Origin of the sequence: Streptomyces sp. JL2001, from assembly GCF_050917515.1 — a bacterium.
In the GTDB taxonomy this organism is placed as follows: Bacteria; Actinomycetota; Actinomycetes; order Streptomycetales; family Streptomycetaceae; genus Streptomyces.
Genome location: NZ_CP169421.1, coordinates 5,581,679 through 5,597,848, shown reverse-complemented (window position 1 = coordinate 5,597,848; position 16,170 = coordinate 5,581,679). Strand labels below are relative to the sequence as shown.

12 protein-coding genes are annotated in these 16,170 nt (G+C 72.9%); 8 read left to right on the top strand and 4 right to left on the bottom strand.

What is annotated here, in order from left to right:
• The first annotated feature begins 7 nt into the window (after nucleotides 1–7).
• Both ACE1OA_RS24930 and ACE1OA_RS24925 read left to right on the top strand, forming a co-directional pair.
• Nucleotides 8–994 (top strand): NAD-dependent epimerase/dehydratase family protein, encoded by a 987-nt coding sequence (locus ACE1OA_RS24930; protein ID WP_386544737.1) that lies wholly within the window; start codon nucleotides 8–10, stop codon nucleotides 992–994.
• Between the two features lie 91 nt (nucleotides 995–1,085).
• Nucleotides 1,086–2,594: a DUF1996 domain-containing protein gene (locus ACE1OA_RS24925; protein WP_356603062.1), complete on the top strand. Its 1,509-nt coding sequence runs from the start codon at nucleotides 1,086–1,088 to the stop codon at nucleotides 2,592–2,594.
• Nucleotides 2,595–2,818: 224 nt separating this feature from the next.
• On the opposite strand, the gene ACE1OA_RS24920 is transcribed toward ACE1OA_RS24925, so the two are convergent.
• Nucleotides 2,819–3,238, bottom strand: a complete 420-nt coding sequence (locus tag ACE1OA_RS24920) for a hypothetical protein (RefSeq protein ID WP_356776486.1) — start codon at nucleotides 3,236–3,238, stop codon at nucleotides 2,819–2,821.
• A gap of 118 nt (nucleotides 3,239–3,356) precedes the next feature.
• Between ACE1OA_RS24920 and ACE1OA_RS24915 the strand changes: the two genes are divergently transcribed.
• The 4 genes from ACE1OA_RS24915 to ACE1OA_RS24900 all read left to right on the top strand — a co-directional run bounded on the left by ACE1OA_RS24915 (nucleotide 3,357) and on the right by ACE1OA_RS24900 (nucleotide 8,323).
• Nucleotides 3,357–4,157: a tyrosine-protein phosphatase gene (locus ACE1OA_RS24915; protein ID WP_356609942.1), complete on the top strand. Its 801-nt coding sequence runs from the start codon at nucleotides 3,357–3,359 to the stop codon at nucleotides 4,155–4,157.
• A gap of 136 nt (nucleotides 4,158–4,293) precedes the next feature.
• Nucleotides 4,294–6,267, top strand: coding sequence for a hypothetical protein (locus ACE1OA_RS24910; protein WP_432753429.1), 1,974 nt, complete (start codon nucleotides 4,294–4,296; stop codon nucleotides 6,265–6,267).
• A gap of 107 nt (nucleotides 6,268–6,374) precedes the next feature.
• On the top strand, nucleotides 6,375–7,259 hold the full coding sequence (locus ACE1OA_RS24905; protein ID WP_356609944.1) for a metal-dependent hydrolase: 885 nt from the start codon (nucleotides 6,375–6,377) through the stop codon (nucleotides 7,257–7,259).
• Nucleotides 7,256–8,323 (top strand): PDR/VanB family oxidoreductase, encoded by a 1,068-nt coding sequence (locus ACE1OA_RS24900; protein ID WP_356609954.1) that lies wholly within the window; start codon nucleotides 7,256–7,258, stop codon nucleotides 8,321–8,323. The genes ACE1OA_RS24905 and ACE1OA_RS24900 overlap by 4 nt, the downstream gene beginning before the upstream one ends.
• A gap of 39 nt (nucleotides 8,324–8,362) precedes the next feature.
• Here ACE1OA_RS24900 and ACE1OA_RS24895 read toward each other — a convergent pair whose 3' ends face one another.
• The gene (locus ACE1OA_RS24895) at nucleotides 8,363–9,019 is read right to left on the bottom strand and encodes a hypothetical protein (protein ID WP_432753428.1); all 657 of its coding nucleotides are present in this window, start codon (nucleotides 9,017–9,019) and stop codon (nucleotides 8,363–8,365) included.
• A 38-nt stretch (nucleotides 9,020–9,057) separates the two neighbouring features.
• On the opposite strand from ACE1OA_RS24895, the gene ACE1OA_RS24890 reads away from it, so the two are divergent.
• Nucleotides 9,058–9,771: a TetR/AcrR family transcriptional regulator gene (locus ACE1OA_RS24890; RefSeq protein ID WP_432753427.1), complete on the top strand. Its 714-nt coding sequence runs from the start codon at nucleotides 9,058–9,060 to the stop codon at nucleotides 9,769–9,771.
• Here the strand turns inward: ACE1OA_RS24890 and ACE1OA_RS24885 are convergent.
• Nucleotides 9,756–10,088 carry a 5-carboxymethyl-2-hydroxymuconate Delta-isomerase gene (locus ACE1OA_RS24885; protein WP_356609946.1) on the bottom strand — a complete coding sequence of 111 codons (333 nt, stop codon included), beginning with the start codon at nucleotides 10,086–10,088 and terminating at the stop codon, nucleotides 9,756–9,758. The two genes, ACE1OA_RS24890 and ACE1OA_RS24885, sit on opposite strands and share 16 nt — an antisense overlap.
• A 56-nt stretch (nucleotides 10,089–10,144) precedes the next feature.
• Here ACE1OA_RS24885 and ACE1OA_RS24880 point away from each other — a divergent pair, with 56 nt between their 5' ends.
• Complete coding sequence (locus ACE1OA_RS24880; RefSeq protein ID WP_356609948.1) at nucleotides 10,145–10,657, top strand: GNAT family N-acetyltransferase; 513 nt, start codon at nucleotides 10,145–10,147, stop codon at nucleotides 10,655–10,657.
• A gap of 75 nt (nucleotides 10,658–10,732) precedes the next feature.
• Here ACE1OA_RS24880 and pulA read toward each other — a convergent pair whose 3' ends face one another.
• Nucleotides 10,733–16,105 (bottom strand): pullulanase-type alpha-1,6-glucosidase, encoded by a 5,373-nt coding sequence (gene pulA, locus ACE1OA_RS24875; RefSeq protein ID WP_432753426.1) that lies wholly within the window; start codon nucleotides 16,103–16,105, stop codon nucleotides 10,733–10,735.
• Between the last annotated feature and the right edge of the window lie 65 nt (nucleotides 16,106–16,170).

The following is a 16,170-nucleotide window of genomic DNA, read 5'->3' as shown; positions in this document are numbered from 1 at the left end:
CGATGCCATGAGACTCCTGATGTTGGGTGGAACGGAATTCGTGGGCCGCGCGACGGTCGAGGCGGCGCTCGCGCGCGGCTGGGAGGTGACGGTCTTTCACCGGGGCCGGCACCGGGCGCCGGACGGGGTGCGGTCGCTGCTCGGTGACCGGACGGCACCGGACGGCCTCGCGGCCCTGGCCGAGGGGACCTGGGACGTCGTCGTCGACACCTGGTCGGGCGCGCCCTCGGCGGTGCGGGACGCGGCCCGGCTGCTCGCGGACCGGGTCGGCCGGTTCGTCTACGTGTCGAGCCGCTCCGTGTACACCTGGCCGCCGGCGGCCGGCCTCGGCGAGGACGGCCCGCTGGTCGACGGTTCGCCGGACGCCGGCGCGGTGCCGTACGCGCCGGCCAAGCGGGGCGGGGAACTGGCCGTCCGCGAGGCTTTCGGCCCCGACCGCTCCCTGATGGTCCGCGCGGGTCTGATCGTCGGCCCGTACGAGAACATCGGCCGGCTGCCCTGGTGGCTGGACCGGATCGCCAAGGGCGGCCCGGTCCTCGCGCCGGGGCCGCGCACCCTGCCGTTGCAGTACATCGACGTCCGCGACCTCGCCGAGTGGATGCTGGACGCCGCCGAGGCCGGGCTCGCCGGCCCGTACAACCTCGTCTCCCCGGCCGGTCACACCACGATGGGCGAGCTGCTGGACGCCTGCGTGCGGGTCACGGGCGGGAAGGCCGAGCTGCGGTGGACCGATCCGGAGGAGATCCTCGCCGCGGGTGTCGAGCCGTGGTCGGACCTGCCGGTCTGGATCCCGCCGGGCGAGATGTACGACGCGATGCACACGGCCGACGTCGCCAAGGCGGTGGCGGCGGGACTGCGGTGCAGGCCGGCGGCGGAGACGGTCGCGGACACCTGGACCTGGCTGGAGTCGATCGGCGGGGTGGCGCCGCAGCGCCCCGACCGGCCGGTGGTCGGACTGTCCGCGGAGAAGGAGGCGGCCCTGCTCGCCACCTGACGATCCGTCACCGACACTGCGACGTAAGGGGCGTGGAGAAATCCCTGATTCCGGAGTGAACACGATGCGGGTGGCGTCCGTATAGAGCCGCATGGGACGCACACGTAAACGTTCGACTCGCGTGAAAAGAGCGGTCGCCGCCTCCGTCGCCCTGCTTCTGGGCGGGGGCGGCATCGTGGCCGCCAATGTCTATGCCTCGGCCGGCGAAGGCTGGGGCGGTAAGCAGCAGCCGGCCCGCGGGACGACCGCGCTCTCCACCATCGCCTGCCCCGAGGTGGCCAACAGCCTGCCCGAGGTGCCCGACTCCGTGCGGGGCGTGATGGACCAGCAACTGGCCATCCTGGACAGCCAGATCACCATCGCGTACCAGCGGTTCGCCGACAGCAAGCAGCGCATGGAGAGCGATCCGGCCTTGGCGGAGCAGCAGATCCTGACGCCGCTGAAGAACGAGCGGCTGAACATCATCCAGCGGATGGTCCAGCTGCTCGACCAGGAGGGCGAGGCGCCCAAGAACCTGGAGGCCCTCGCGCCGTGCAAGCTGCGCGAGGACGACGAGCAGAAGGGCGACGGGCAGAACGGAGGCAGCGCGGGCGGCGCCGGGGACGGCGCGAACGCCGGCAATGCCGGGAACGAGGGTGACGCCGGCAACGAAGGCGACGGCGGGGACGAAGGTGACGGCGGGGACGAGAAGGAGGAGCAGGGGCAGGCCGGCAACGGCCCCGAGGCCTCCGACTTCGTCGACATCCGTTCGGTGCAGCCCAACGTGAAGACCCCGCGGCAGCGTTCCGGCGCCTCCCGCGGCACGTTCAGCACCAACTGCGGCACGAACGCCAACGGGAAGTTCAACCCGGACAACGTCATCGTCGCGCCGGGCGTGAGCAACGGCGCCCACCACATGCACGACTACGTGGGCAACCAGGCCAACGACGCCTTCGCCAGCGACGACGACCTCGCGGCGGGCCGGACCACCTGCCGCAACCAGGGCGACCGTTCGACCTACTACTGGCCCGTCCTCCGGCTCCAGAACGGCCAGGCGGAGAACGACGCCCAGGCCGACGGCGGTGGCAAGGACAAGAACGTCGGCGAGATCCAGACACCGTCGCAGGTGACCCTGAACTTCGTCGGCAACCCGGTCTCCAAGGTCACGGCGATGCCGCGCTTCCTGCGGATCATCACCGGTGACGCCAAGGCGTTCGTCAACGGCAACGCCAACGCCAACGCCTCCTGGTCGTGCACCGGGTTCGAGAACCGCCAGCTGAAGGACAAGTACCCGATCTGCCCCCAGGGCAGCAAGGTCGTGCGGACGTTCCGCTTCCAGAGCTGCTGGGACGGGAAGAACACCGACAGCGCCAACCACCGCACCCACGTGGCCTTCGCCGATCCGAACAGCGGCCGCTGCAAGAACGGCTTCCGGGCGATTCCGCAGCTCGTGCAGCGGATCGTCTACAACGTTCCGCCGGGTCCGGGATTCGCCGTCGACTCCTTCCCCGAGCAGCTGCACAAGCCGGTCACGGACCACGGCGACTTCATCAACGTCTTCGACCAGCGTCTGATGAAGCGGCTGGTGGGCTGCATCAACGAGGGGCGTCGCTGCACCTGACGCCGTTCTCCCGGACCGGCCCGGAACCGCCGGGTCCGGGAGACGGTCCGGCTCCGGGCCCGGTCCCTGGCACAGGGGGCCGGGCCCGGCCCGTGCCCGGCCGGCTCCGGCACGCACCCAGGACCCCGGTAAGGACCCAGGACCCCGGTACGGGCCTCCCTCCTCGTACCGGCTCGTCCCGAAGCGCCGGGGCGGGCGAGCCCTCCCCGGCGCCGGTGAGCGGGTCAGTGGTGTCCGGTGTGCGAGGAGTGCGACGACTGGCCCGCGTGGGGCTCGTGCGGCGCGGCGGTCTCGACCGTCCCGCCGAGCCGGCCGCGCAGGGCCGTCACCGCCCCGGCGTCCCCGGCCGCGACCCACTTGCGGCCGACGAGGTACGAACCGCCGTAGTCCTTGGCCTGGTTGATCCACTCGCGCTGGCCGCGGTCGGTCGCGAAGGTGAGCAGGATCCACTTCCCGTCGTCCGTCGCGCACTGCGCCTGGCGGAGTTCGGCCGCGTCCGTCTGGATGTCCGGAGCGCAGTCCGCCTTGGCGGCGATCTGCTCCAGCGTGCCGGTCGCCTCCTGGGGAGCCTCGTCCCGGCCGCACCCGCTCACCAGCACCGTCGCGGCCAGTACCGCCGCCGTCGTGATTCGCCGTGTACGCATCAGCATCCGCCCATCCTGCCCCTTCGATCAGGCGTTCCGGGACCGAACGTGCAGGACTGATGGAATCCGATCGATTACGGTTTGGTACGAAAAGGACCGATCCGGAGGAGTCGACGCCATGCCCGCCATTCCCGCCGCCACGGTCGCCAACCTCCGCGACCTCGGCACCCTCCCGCTCGGACAGGGCCGCAGCGTCCGCTCCGGCCGGATCTTCCGTTCGGGCCACCTCGACCGCCTGGATCCGGCCGACACCGTGGTGGGCGCGCTGGGCATCCGCACCGTGGTCGACTTCCGGACCGCGGCCGAGCGCGCCGATCGGCCCGACCGGATCCCGGCCGGCGGGCGGCTGCTCGTGGCGGACGTGCTCGCCGACCATCTGGCGGCCAGCGGGCTGCCGCCGGCAGCCCGGCTGAAGACCCTGCTCTCCGACCCGGCGCTGGCCGAGGAGGTTCTCGGCGGGGGCAGGGCGCAGGCGGCCTTCGCGAAGACGTACCGGGCCTTCGTGACCACCGACTCGGCCCGCGCCTCGTACCGGGCGTTCCTCACCGAGCTGGGCGACCCCTACGGCGGACCGCTGCTCTTCCACTGCACGGCGGGCAAGGACCGCACCGGCTGGGCGGCGACGATCGTGCTGTCCCTGCTCGGCGCGGACGCGGAGACCGTGATGACGGAGTACCTGTCGGTCAATCCGGCCGTCCGGCTGGCGTTCGCGCCGATGATCGAGGGCTTCACGGCACAGGGCGGCGACCCGGAGCTGGCCCTGGCGCTGATCGGGGTCGTGCCGGAGTACCTGGAGGCGGCGCTCGACGAGGTGGCGCGCAGGCACGGCTCGATGGAGGCGTACGTACGGGAGGGCCTGGGAGTCCCGGACGAGGTGACGAAGGTGATCCGCGAGCGGCTGACGGTCCACGAGGCCTGACGGTCCACGAGGCTCAAGCGGCCGGGAGACGGCGGGGCGACGGTCCGGTCCGCCGTCCGCCGGCCCCGCCCCCGGGTGCGCCGACCACCCGGACCGGCCGGGGTGACCATCGGATGATTCGCTCGTTCTGCTGAACGTGAGCACTCAGGAACCCGGACCCTCCCCCCTCGGTCCCGTCGACGTCGAGCAGGCCGAGGCCGCGCTCGTCGAGCACTATCCGCGGCTGGTGCGGATCGCGTATCTCGTGCTGCCGCCCTCCCTGGGGCGCAACCGGCGGGTCCTGACCGCCCACGCGCTGGTCCAGCGGTCGCTGCCACGGCGCCGTACCTCGCTGCGCGAGCCCGCCGCCCCGCGCACGCCCGAGGACGCGGTCGATCCCGGATACGCCTACGTGCGGGGCGAGGTGCTCCGGCAGGCGCTGGTCGCCGGACTGCCGCTGCGGCGCCGTGCCCTGCCGCGCCGGGCCCAGTTCCCGCCTCTGCTGCCCCAGGTCTGGGGTCTGCGACTGTTCCCGCGCGCCGGCGGCGCCGACGAACTCGCCCTGGACCAGCGGCTCTCCGCCCTGTCGGGTCCCGCGCGGGCCGCGTACGTGCTGCGGGGTCTGGAGCGCCAGGGCGACCCCGAGGTGCTGCGGGTGCTCCGGGTGGCCGGGGTCGACGAGGAGACGGCCCGCGCGGCCCTCGCGGCCGCGGACGAGGCCGCCCTCACGGGTGGCGGCGGCGCGGCGGCGCTGCTGGACTCGGCCGAGTTCGACCCGTGTTCGCTGCAGGCCCGGCCCACCGATCTGATGCGGCGCCGTCAGCACGGCAAGGCCGCGCTCGCCGCCGCGGCGGCCGTCGTGGTGTGCGGGACCCTGCTCGGGCTGCCCGGGGACGGCTGGGGCAGAAACGGTGCTGCGGCTCCTTCGTACGCCCGCAATCCGGCGGCGGAGGCGGCGCTCGATCCGGGGCGGGTACGCCGGATCGCCCCGGCCGTGTGGCAGAGCTCGACGCGGACGGACTTCTCGGTGTGGCCGGAGCGGGGCGGTCTGACCGGCGACCGGGCGCTGCTGCGCCGCGCGCTCGCCGTCTGGGCGCGGCCCGGCGGTTCGGTGCAGTCCTCGGCGACGCCCGGGACACCGGTGGGACCGCCGATGGGCTCCCCGCAGCTGCTGTACGCGGGCGAGGTCGACGGGGCGCGCGTGGTGCTCTTCCACGACGGGCTGCGCGCGGTGCGGTACGCCGAGCCGGTCGGGAGCACGAGCGGCGCCGCGCTGGACTTCGCCCGGACCGACGGGGCGGACGCGGTCGGGTCGGCGGCCCTGGTCGTCTCGCGCAGCTCGGGCAACGTCCGCTACCTGACGGCTCCGTGGGTGCGGGAGACGGCGGTGCGGGACCTGCTGGCGCCGGCGAAGGAGCCGTGGGCGCTGCGCCGGAGCGCGGACGGGGTGACCGATCCGGTGCTGAGCCCGGCACAGGCCCGGACGTGCACCTCGTGGAACACGCTCCAGGTACGGGACGAGACGGGGCTGCGGCTGCTGACCGATCTGGGCGAGCTGACCCCGGCCCGCCTGCTGTCGGGGCCTCCGGCGGCGCCGGTGGACGCGACGGGCGGGGAGGCGCGTGCCGCCTGGGCGCGGACCGCGTGCCAGCTGTCGGCGGTGCGCTCGCGCGGGGTGCGCTCGGTGAACTCCTGGCGGTTCGCCGCGCAGCCGCTGCCGGAGAACGGCGGGCGGGCCGCCTGGGTGTGCACGCGCGCGGAGACCTGGCGGGGCAACGGCAGCAGGACCCTCGCCCAGTTCCAGGCGCCCGATCCCGCCCCGGCCGGCGCGGGCGGCCCGGGGGCGGCGGCCCGTCCGCCGGTCCCGGCGGCGCTCGCGGCGCAGGCCGAGGACTCCCCTGCCTGCGGCGTGCGCGACCCCCGGGTGCTGGCCGGTGTGCTGTGGCAGGCCCGGAGCGGGCAGTGGTACGTCCTGGCCGCCGGGACGAGCGACTTCGCGTCCCTGGAGACCTCGGGCGGGGTCACGGGCCGGACGGAGGGCCATCTGCTGGCGCTGAAGGCGAAGGCGGGGGCGCGGGCGGACCTGAACGGCACGCTGCGGGGCGGGGCGCGGGTGGGAGCCCTGCGCTAAGGGCTGTCCCGGCCAGGTGACCACCTGGCCGGCCGGCCGCCTGGCCACGGCAGAAAGCCCGTGCACCACCCTGTTGCCAACTGCCTACCCATCAGTACATTGACGCCATGTCTAATACGCAGCCTGCACCGGTGGCGTCCGAGCACATCGAACTCAAGGCCCGCAAGGTCTCCTTCGACTGGGAGAAGACCCCGCTGCACTGGGTTCCCGGCGATCCGTTCACCACCCACACCATCAACGTGCTGCACCTGCTGCTCCCGGCCGGCGAACGCTGGTTCGTGCACGTCTACAAGCAGGTGCTCCCGTACATCACCGACGACCGGCTGCGTGCGGACGTCATCGGCTTCGTCGGCCAGGAGGCCGTGCACTCCCAGGCACACGACGACGTCCTCCCCCATCTCAAGCGGCTCGGCCTCGACCCCACCCCCTACACGGCGCAGGTGGACTGGTTCTTCGAGAAGCTGCTCGGCGACCGGACCCTGCCGCCCGGCGCGCCGCGGCGCTGGTGGCTGATGGAGCGGGTCGCCCTGATCGCCGCGATCGAGCACTACACCGCCTTCCTCGGCAACTGGGTCCTCAACGCCGACGAGCTGGACCGGCGCGGCGCCGACCCGACGATGCTGGACCTGCTGCGCTGGCACGGCGCGGAGGAGGTCGAGCACCGCTCGGTCGCCTTCGAGCTGTTCATGCACCTGGACGGCGGCTACCGCCGTCGCGCCCGCACCTGGGCCGCCGCCTTCGGAGCCCTGGTCTTCCTCTGGCAGCGCGGTGTCCGCTTCTTCATGGAGAACGACCCCACCCTGCTCGACGGCAGGGCCTCGGTCGGCCAGTTCGTGCGCAGGGGCCGCCAGGGCGTGCTGCCGGCCACTCCCGACCTGCTGCGCGCCGTCCCGCGCTACCTCAGCCGCGCGTACCACCCCTCCCAGGAGGGCGACACGGCGCAGGCGGTGGCCTACCTGACCCGCTCCCCCGGCGCCAACGGAGGTCGCTGAGCATGCCCCGTCTGCGTACCGTCGCCCTCGTCGCGGGGGCGGCGCTCCTCGCCAGGCGCGCCATGCGGCGCCGGATCGGCGCCGCCCCGCTGTGGCCGATGCCCTCGCTCGACGAGCCGGTGTCGGGCCGCGGCCGGCTCGCCACCGTCACCCGCCGGGTCCTCGTCACCGAGCGCACCGTGCCCGCCGAGGGCGTCGTGCAGCTGCGCCTCGAAGGCACCGGGCTCCCCGCGTGGCAGCCGGGCGCCCACCTCGACCTGGTGCTGCCGTCCGGCCTGGTGCGGCAGTACTCGCTCTGCGGCGACCCGGCCGACACCGGCACCTACACCGTCGCCACCCGGCTGATCGAGCCGGGCGGCCGGGGCGGCTCGCGCGAGGTCCACGACCAGCTGCACGAGGGCACGGAGATCGAGATCCGAGGGCCCCGCAACCGTTTCCCGCTCGTCGACGCCCCCGCCTACGTGTTCGTCGCCGGAGGCATCGGGATCACGCCGATCCTGCCGATGCTGCGGGCCGCGGAGGCCGCCGGAGCCGACTGGCGCCTGCTGTACTGCGGGCGCAGCCGGGCCACCATGCCGTACCTCGACCAGGTCGAGAAGCAGGGCGCGCCCGGCCGGCGCGTGACCGTGGTCGCCGAGGACGAGTCGGGCCTGCCCGAACTCGGCTTCCTGGCCGGGGTCCCTGCCGAGACGGCCGTCTACTGCTGCGGTCCCGACGGGCTGATGGACGCCGTGACCGCCGCCCTGCCCGAGGGCCGTTCTCCCCGTCTGGAGCGCTTCTCCCCCGCGGCGACGACGGGTGGCGACGCCTTCGAGGTCGAACTCCGCCGCTCCGGACGCACCGTGACGGTGGCGCCGGAGCAGTCGGTGCTCGCCGCCGTCCGGTCCGCGCTGCCGGGGGTCCCGTACTCCTGCGAACAGGGATTCTGCGGCACCTGCCAACAGCGGGTCGTGGAGGGCGAGATCGATCACCGCGACGAGCTGCTCACCGACGCCGAGCGGGCCGACTCGATGCTGATCTGCGTGTCGCGCTGCGCGGGCGGACGGCTCGTCCTCGACCTCTGACTCCGGTCCCCGGGGCCCGGACGGCGACGGAGCCGGCGGTCAGGGCAGGATCAGCCAGTCGAAGGCGAGCGCGGCGGCGAGGCCGCCCACCAGGAGCCAGGTACCCAGCCGGGTCCGCCCGTTGCGGGACAGCTCGATGACCACGCCGCAGAGGATCATGGCCAGTCCGTACACCCCGACGACCAGGACGGACGTGCGGCTGGCCAGCCGGACGACCAGCACCGCGGCCATCGCGACCAGCAGCACGGAGGCGGCGGCGACCCGCAGCCGACGGGCCTGCTTCGGCGTCATGCCCTCGGCCGGCTCGTCCTCGCCCGAGGCCCCGTCCTCGTCGGCCTCGGTCTCGTCGACCTCGGTCCCGTCGGCGTCCCCGGCGCGGTGCCCGGCGTCGTCGTCGGTGTCCAGGGCGGTGTCCTCGGCGTGCTCCTCGCCGGCGCCGGCGCCCTCGACCGGCTCCGCCGCGGCGAGTTCGCCCTTCCCCGGCTCTCCGCCGGGCGTCCCGGCGGACTTCCCCTCGGGCTCCTCCGTGGCGGACACGGCCTCGGCCGGGACCCCGTCCCGGACGGCCTCGCGCGGCTCGGCGGCCCGGCGCTTCTCCCCCGCCGCGGGCGCGTCCGCGACGGGAGTCGGGTCCGTGTCCGGCTTCTCGTCCGCGGTGGCCGTCCGGGCTGTTGTGTCCTGGTCAGAAGCGCTCATGTGGTGGGAGCGTAACGGACGCCCGTTAGGCTGTTCGCATGACGACCGGAGTACGCCGAAGGATGGGCGTCGAGGAGCGCAGGCAGCAGCTCATCGGGGTGGCGCTGGAGTTGTTCAGCCACCGCTCCCCCGACGACGTCTCCATCGACGAGATCGCCGCGGCCGCCGGGATCTCCCGGCCTCTGGTCTACCACTACTTCCCGGGCAAGCAGAGCCTGTACGAGGCGGCGCTGCGGCGGGCGGCCGACGAGCTGGCCGCCCGGTTCGTGGAACCGCCGCAGGGCCCCCTGGGGGCGCGGCTGCTGCGGGTGATGGGCCGGTTCTTCGACTTCGTCGACGAGCACGGTCCGGGCTTCTCCGCCCTGATGCGCGGCGGTCCCGCCGTCGGCTCCTCCACCACGAACGCGATGATCGACGAGGTGCGGCAGGCCGCGTACGAGCAGATCCTGGCGCACCTGGAGGTCGGGAAGCCCTCGGCCCGGCTCGAACTGGTCGTCCGCTCCTGGGTGTCGCTCGCCGAGTCGACGGCGCTGCTCTGGCTGGACGGGCGCCGGATCCCGCGCGCGGAGCTGGAGGTGCAGCTGGTGCACGACTTCGCCGCACTGGCCGCGGTGAGCGCCGCGTACGACGAGGAGATGGCCGAGGTGCTGGTCCGGATCCTCGCGGGCGAGCCGGCCGACGGCCCGTTCGGCGATCTGGTCGGCCGGCTCCTGGAACTGGGGCCCCGCGTGCCGTCTCAGCGGCTGCGGTAGGAGGGGGCGAGGTCACGTACCTCGGCCGAGATCCGCACGCCGTCCTTCTGCTTGAGGTGCAGCGGCAGCAGGGCGAGCACGGCCTCGGTGAGACGCGCCTTGGTCTCCTCCGAGCGGCCCGCGAGCAGCGCGATGTCGACGTGGACCACGACGTCGTCGGTCGAACCGTCGCCGCAGACCGTCTCCTCGATCTCGCGGAAGCGGGTCTTGCAGGCGTCGATCACGGTGTCGACCGTGTCGACGACGAGCGGGTGCAGGGCGAGCGCGAAGCCGCGCCGGTCGAGCGGTGCGGAGTAGTCCACGGTGATCTGGGGCATCGGTCGTCTCACTCCCGGTCGAAGGAACCTCTGGCCACACCCTTACGGTGATCGCCATGACGGTACAAGTGACATTCCGACAGGCGGACGACGGCGATCTCGACCTTCTGGTGAAGATGTTCGACGCGACGGCGCGGTGGATGATCCGCCAGGGCATAGAGCAGTGGAAGCCCGGCGACAAGGACCGCGGCCACTTCCGCACGCGGATGGCCGTCGGCGAGGTGTGGCTCGCCTCGCACGGGGGCACGGCGCTCGGGGCGTACGAGCTGTGGTGGAAGGACGAGCAGGTCTGGGGCGAGCAGCCCCCGGTGGCCGGCTACGTCCACCGGCTGATGACCGACCGTGCCGCCGCGCCGGCCGGCACCGGGCGGACGCTCCTCGCCCACGCGGAGGAGCGGATCGCGACCCGCGGGCGGCGGATGGCGCGGCTGGACTGCGAGACGCGCAATCCGCGGTTGCGCGGCTACTACGAGGCCGCCGGCTACACGACGGTCGGCGACGACCTGGAGAAGACGGCGCCGGACGGGCGGCGCTACCGGGTCACACTGCTGGAGAAGGTCCTGGCCTGACCGGCCGGCGGGAGCCGGCCGGTCAGGCGTCCGCGCACCGGCCCGTGGGCCGGGCCGGTGCGCGGACGGATGTGCTCAGCGGCCCGTGAAGACCGCCACGGTCCGGGCCGGGACCGTGAAGGTGCCCGACTCCTTCGCGTAGCCGGCGGACTTGACGGTGGCGTCCGAGCCGGCGGCCTGGACCGGGTGGAGCGCGTAGTCCTTGCCGGCCAGTGCGGCGACCCGCTGGGTCTGCCGCTCCGGGGTGGCGTTGAAGACCACGACCAGGTCGCCGAGGCGCATGGTGATCACGCCCGGGGTCTCACCGGTGCCGGAGAGCGGGAAGGACAGCGCGTCCTGCACCTGCTCCGCGGTGGCCAGGGAGAAGACCGGCTCGGTCGAGCGGATCTTCTGCAGATCCCGGTACGCGGCGGAGGAGCCGTCGATCTGCGCGCAGCCGACCGTCAGGGACGGAGTGGTGAGCAGCGGCTTGCCGTAGCCCCACTTGGCCTTGTTGTCGGCGGCCGGGGGCAGCCCGCGGCCGAATCCGTTGCCGTCGCGGCAGTCCCAGTGGATCGCGTTGAACCAGTCGCCGCTGTCGAACGAGTTGCGGTCGAGGGACTTGGAGCGCAGCAGGTCCGAGCCCGCCTGGGAGAGCGCGGGACCCTGCGAGAGCGTCGCCGTGGCCATCGCGAGGACCTGCATCCTGGCCCGGTCGGCGGCCGGGGTGGCCGCCGGGAGCTTGAAGGCGAGGGCGTCGTACAGGGACTCGTTGTCGTGCGCGTCGGCGTAGGCGAGGGCGTCGCCGGGGACGGCGGCGTAGCCGGCCGGCGAGCCGTTGTAGTCGACCTGGGAGCCCTTGACCGTGCGCCCGGCGGTGTCGGTGAAGCTGTAGGACGCCAGGTTGCCGGAGAGGCCGACCTTGATCAGGTCCTGGTAGTGCAGGAGGCGGGCCTTCTGCTCCGCCGGGGTGCCGTTGGCCGAGGAGGAGTTGGGGTCGGTGAACAGGCCGGAGGCGAAGCCCTGGACCCCGGGGTCCTCGTCGAAGGGACCGCCGCCGCGGACGGCGTCACGGGCCCGGTCGGAGAAGGTGGCGACGCCGGTGCCGGCCATGTTCTTCTGGGTGGCCTGGACGAATCGGGCGTCGTCGGCGATCTCGCCGAAGTTCCAGCCCTCGCCGTAGAGGACGATCGCCTTTCCGTCGACGCCGTCCTCGGCGACGGTGAGGCCGTCGAGGGCCTTGCGGACGGCGAGGATGTTCTCCTTCGGGTGGTGGCCCATGAGGTCGAAGCGGAAGCCGTCGACCTTGTACTCCTTGGCCCAGGTGACGACCGAGTCGACGACGAGCTTGCCCATCATGGCGTTCTCGGGCGCCGTGTTGGCGCAGCAGGTGGAGGTGGCGACCGAGCCGTCGGCCAGCAGGCGCTGGTAGTAGCCGGGCACGATCCGGTCGAGGACGGACTTGTCGGCCTGTCCGGCGGCCACGGTGTGGTTGTAGACGACGTCCATGACGGTGCGCAGTCCGGCGCCGTTCAGGGACTGGACCATCTGCCGGAACTCCACCGTGCGGCGGGTGCCTTCGGGGTCGGTGGCGTACGAGCCCTCGGGGACCGTGTAGTGCAGCGGGTCGTAGCCCCAGTTGTAGGCGTCCTTGGCCGCGGCGGCGGCGACGCAGGCCTGCTGCTCCTCGGAGTCGGGGGCGAGGACCTTGAGGTCGCAGGCCGGCTCGGTCTGCTCCGACTTCTTCTCGGGAACGGTGCCGATGTCGAAGGCCGGCAGCAGGTGGACGTAGGAGGTGCCGGAGCCGGCGAGGGCCTTCAGGTGCCGGGAGCCCTTGCTGCCGGTGTCGGTGAAGGCGAGGTAGGTGCCCTTGTGGGCGGGGACGGCGGTGGCGTCCGCGACCGAGAAGTCGCGGATGTGGAGTTCCTGGATCTGGGCGTCGCGCAGCGGGACGGCGGCGGGCTTCTTCAGACCCTGCCAGCCCTTGGGGGCGAGGCGGGGGTCGGCGAGGTCGACGACGAGGCTGCGGGCCGAGTCGGTGGTCAGGGCGGTGGAGTAGGGGTCGGTGACCTTGTTGGTGACGATCTGGCGCACGCTGGGCGCCCAGACCTTCACGACGTAGCGATAGGGCTTGCCGTTCCAGGCGGGGGTGCCGGTGACCGACCAGACGCCGGAGGCGTCGTCGCGGCGCATCGGCACCGTCTTTCCGTCGAGTTCGAGCGCGACGGACTGGGCGGTGGGGGCCCACAGGGAGAGGGTGGGACGTCCCGAGCGGAACACCGGGCCGAGGGCGGCGCGGGTGGCCTTCGCGGCGTAGAGGTCGTCGAGCACGCCGGCGAGCTGGACGCCGGTGGCCGTGAGGACGGCGCCGTTCGCCGCGTACTGGGCGGCGACGAGCTGGCCCTTGAGCGCCCCGCGGACGCGGTCGCGGTCGCGCGGGTCGACGGTGAAGGCACCGGAGGACTTCAGGTGCGGGAAGGCGGCCTTCTGCGCGTCGGTGAGCGTGACCGGGTTCAGGCGCAGCACCGTGCGGTCACCGGTGAGGGCGCCGTCCTTCACGGTGATCGATCCGTCGCGGGAGGCGAGGAGCACGCTGGAGGCGGCGGCGTCGCTGCCGTTCCAGGCGAGCGTGGTCTCGTCGATCCAGACGGCCTGGGACTTGGTGAGGTCGAGGGCGGCGCCGCTCCCCTTGGGCTGCGGCAGGAGGTACTTCTCCTGGCCGCCGAGCATCCACACCTCGTGGCCGTTCGCCTTCAGGTCGAGGGACTGGTCGGACGGCAGGTCCTTCTCGTCGCCCTTGTGCAGGATGTAGCTGAGGGAGGTCGCCCCGGCGGCCAGCGGAACCTCGTAGACCGCTCCGTACGCGTCGGTGCGGACCGGCTCCAGCGGCTTGGTCCAGTCGGTGGGGTTCGCTGCGCCGGTCCAGGTGTGCAGGCCCCAGCCGGCGTAGTCGCCGTCGGCGCGCTTGTAGTGCAGCACCGCCTTCGTCGTGTCCTGGGGCGGGTAGGCGCCCTCGGGGGCCGCGCCGAGGACCTCCGGCCTGCCCTGCTCGATCCACACCTCGCCGGTCTTGGACAGGTCGATGCTGCGGTCGGCGTCGGTGTCCTTGACACCGTCCTTGTTCACGGCGATGAAGCCGACGGAGGAGGCGCCGGGCTTGAGCTTGACGTAGGCGAAGGCGCCGTAGGCGTCGCGGCCGGTGAACGGCTTGCCGGCGGGCCAGCTGGTGCCCTCGCCGTCGGCGATGTCGCCCCAGGTGTAGAGGCCCCAGTCGGCGTAGTCGCCGTCGGGGCGCTTGTAGTGGACGATCGCGTAGTCGCGCTGGGTGGCGGTCGGCGGCTGCTCGACGGCCGGGGCGCCGCTGGTGGTGGCGGCGGTGGCGGCGGCCGTGCGGCCGGCGGCGTCGACGACGACCGCCTTGTAGCGCAGGGCCGTTCCGGCGGGGGCGGTCACCTTCTGGGTGACCTTGTACGGGGCGTGGTCGGCGGAGCCGAGGACCTGCCACCTGCCGTTGCCGGTCTGGGCGGCGAAGACGACGCGGGCGAGGTCTCCGCCCTGGACGTCGGCGGAGATCTCCACGGTGCCGGTGGCTCCGGCGTCGGGGGCCTTGAGGGTGAGGGAGGGCCGCGCCGCGGTCGTGCCGAGGGGCTTGTCGGCCTTGAGGACGACGGAGCCGAGGGCGGGGACGGTGACGCTGATCCTGCGGTCGCCGCCGCTGGTGACGCGGGCGGTACCACCGTGGACGGTGCTGAATCCCATGCCTGCGGAGGCGGTCGGGATCTCGACGGTCCTGGGCTCGGTGGCGCTGTTCACGGCGACGACGTACTCGGTCTTCGCGCGCGCGTCGGTGCGGGAGAAGGCGTAGACGGAGCCCTGGGCCAGGCGCTCCTGCTGGACGCCGTCACGCAGCGCCGGGTGCCTCTTGGTCAGCGCGGACAGCGCGGCGATCTGCCGGTAGAGCGGGTGGGAGGTGTCGTACGCGTCGCTCGCGTGGGTCCGGTCGGTGCCGAGCTGGTCGTCGTCGAGGTAGTCGGCGGTCTTCGAGGCGAAGAGGGTCTGGCGGGCGTCCTTGTCGCCGCCGGGGCCGGTGAAGCCCTGCTCGTCGCCGTAGTAGACGACCGGGTTGCCGCGGCCGAGGAACATCAGCTCGTTGGCGAGCCGGTAGCGCCGGAGGAGTTCCGCGTCGTCGGCCTTCGGGTTGTCCTGCTTGAGGAAGGCGCCGAAGCGGCCCATGTCGTGGTTGCCGAGGAAGGGGACCGACTCGTACGCGTTGGCCTTGTCGGTGGTGTAGCGGTAGTCCTGGGCGAAGAGGTTCGCCAGCTTGTCCGCGGAGCCGCCCTGGGAGGCGAAGGTGCGGGCGGCGTCCTGGAAGGGGAAGTCGAGCGTGGCGTCCAGCCGGCCCTCGGTGACGTACGGGGCGGTGACGGCCGGGTCCGCGGAGTAGACCTCGCCGAACATGAAGAAGTCGTCGCGCCCGTGCTTCCGGGCGTAGGCGTCCAGCGCGGTCGCCCACTGGGTCCAGAACTCGGTGTTGACGTGCTTGACGGTGTCGATGCGGAATCCGTCGATGTCGAAGTCGCGCACCCAGCGCTGGTAGATCTTCTCCATGCCCTCGACGACCTCGGGGCGCTCGGTCCACAGGTCGTCCAGGCCGACGAAGTCGCCGTGCGCGGAGGACTCGCCGGCGAAGGTGGAGTCGCCCCGGTTGTGGTACATCGTCGGGTCGTTGAGCCAGGCCGGGACCTTGAGGTTCTTCTTGTCCTCGGCGACGACGGGAGTGCGGGGGAAGGAGTCGCGGTCGACGGCGGGGAAGCGACGGGTGCCGTCGGCGTAGTCGGCGTCGTCGAACGGCACGCCGTCCTTGGTCAGATAGGGGAAGGCGCCCTTGGCGAGGTAGCCGTAGGACTGTTCCCGGTAGTCCACGACGTCGGCCGTGTGGTTGGTGATGACGTCGAAGAAGACCTTCATGCCCTTGGCGTGGGCCTGGTCGATCAGCCTCTCCAGGTCGGCGTTGGTGCCGAAGTGGGGGTCGACCTGGGTGAAGTCGGTGATCCAGTAGCCGTGGTAGCCGGCGGAGGCGTCCTTGCCGGTCCCCTGCACGGGCTGGTTCTTGAAGATCGGCGCCATCCAGATGGCGGTGGTGCCCAGGCCCTTGATGTAGTCGAGCCGCTGGGTGAGGCCCTTGAGGTCGCCGCCCTGGTAGAACCCCTTGTCGGTGGGGTCGAACCCGGTGTCGAGCCGGGTGCCGGTCAGCCCGCCGCGGTCGTTGCGGGTGTCCCCGTTGGCGAAGCGGTCGGGCAGCACGAAGTAGAACTGCTCGCGGGTGAGGTCGTGGCGGGCGGGCTGGGCCGCGAGGGCACGGTCGGAGGGCGGGGCGGGTGGCGCCTGCGCACCGGCGGCCGGGAGGGCCGGCACCAGCGCGGCGCACAGGGCGGCGGCCACGACGGCAGCCGTTCTCTTGCGTATCACGGGGGTTCTCCCAGGAGGTACGGGAAGGGGGGCCGCCCCGGCGGGGCGGCCCTGGCGGAACGGTG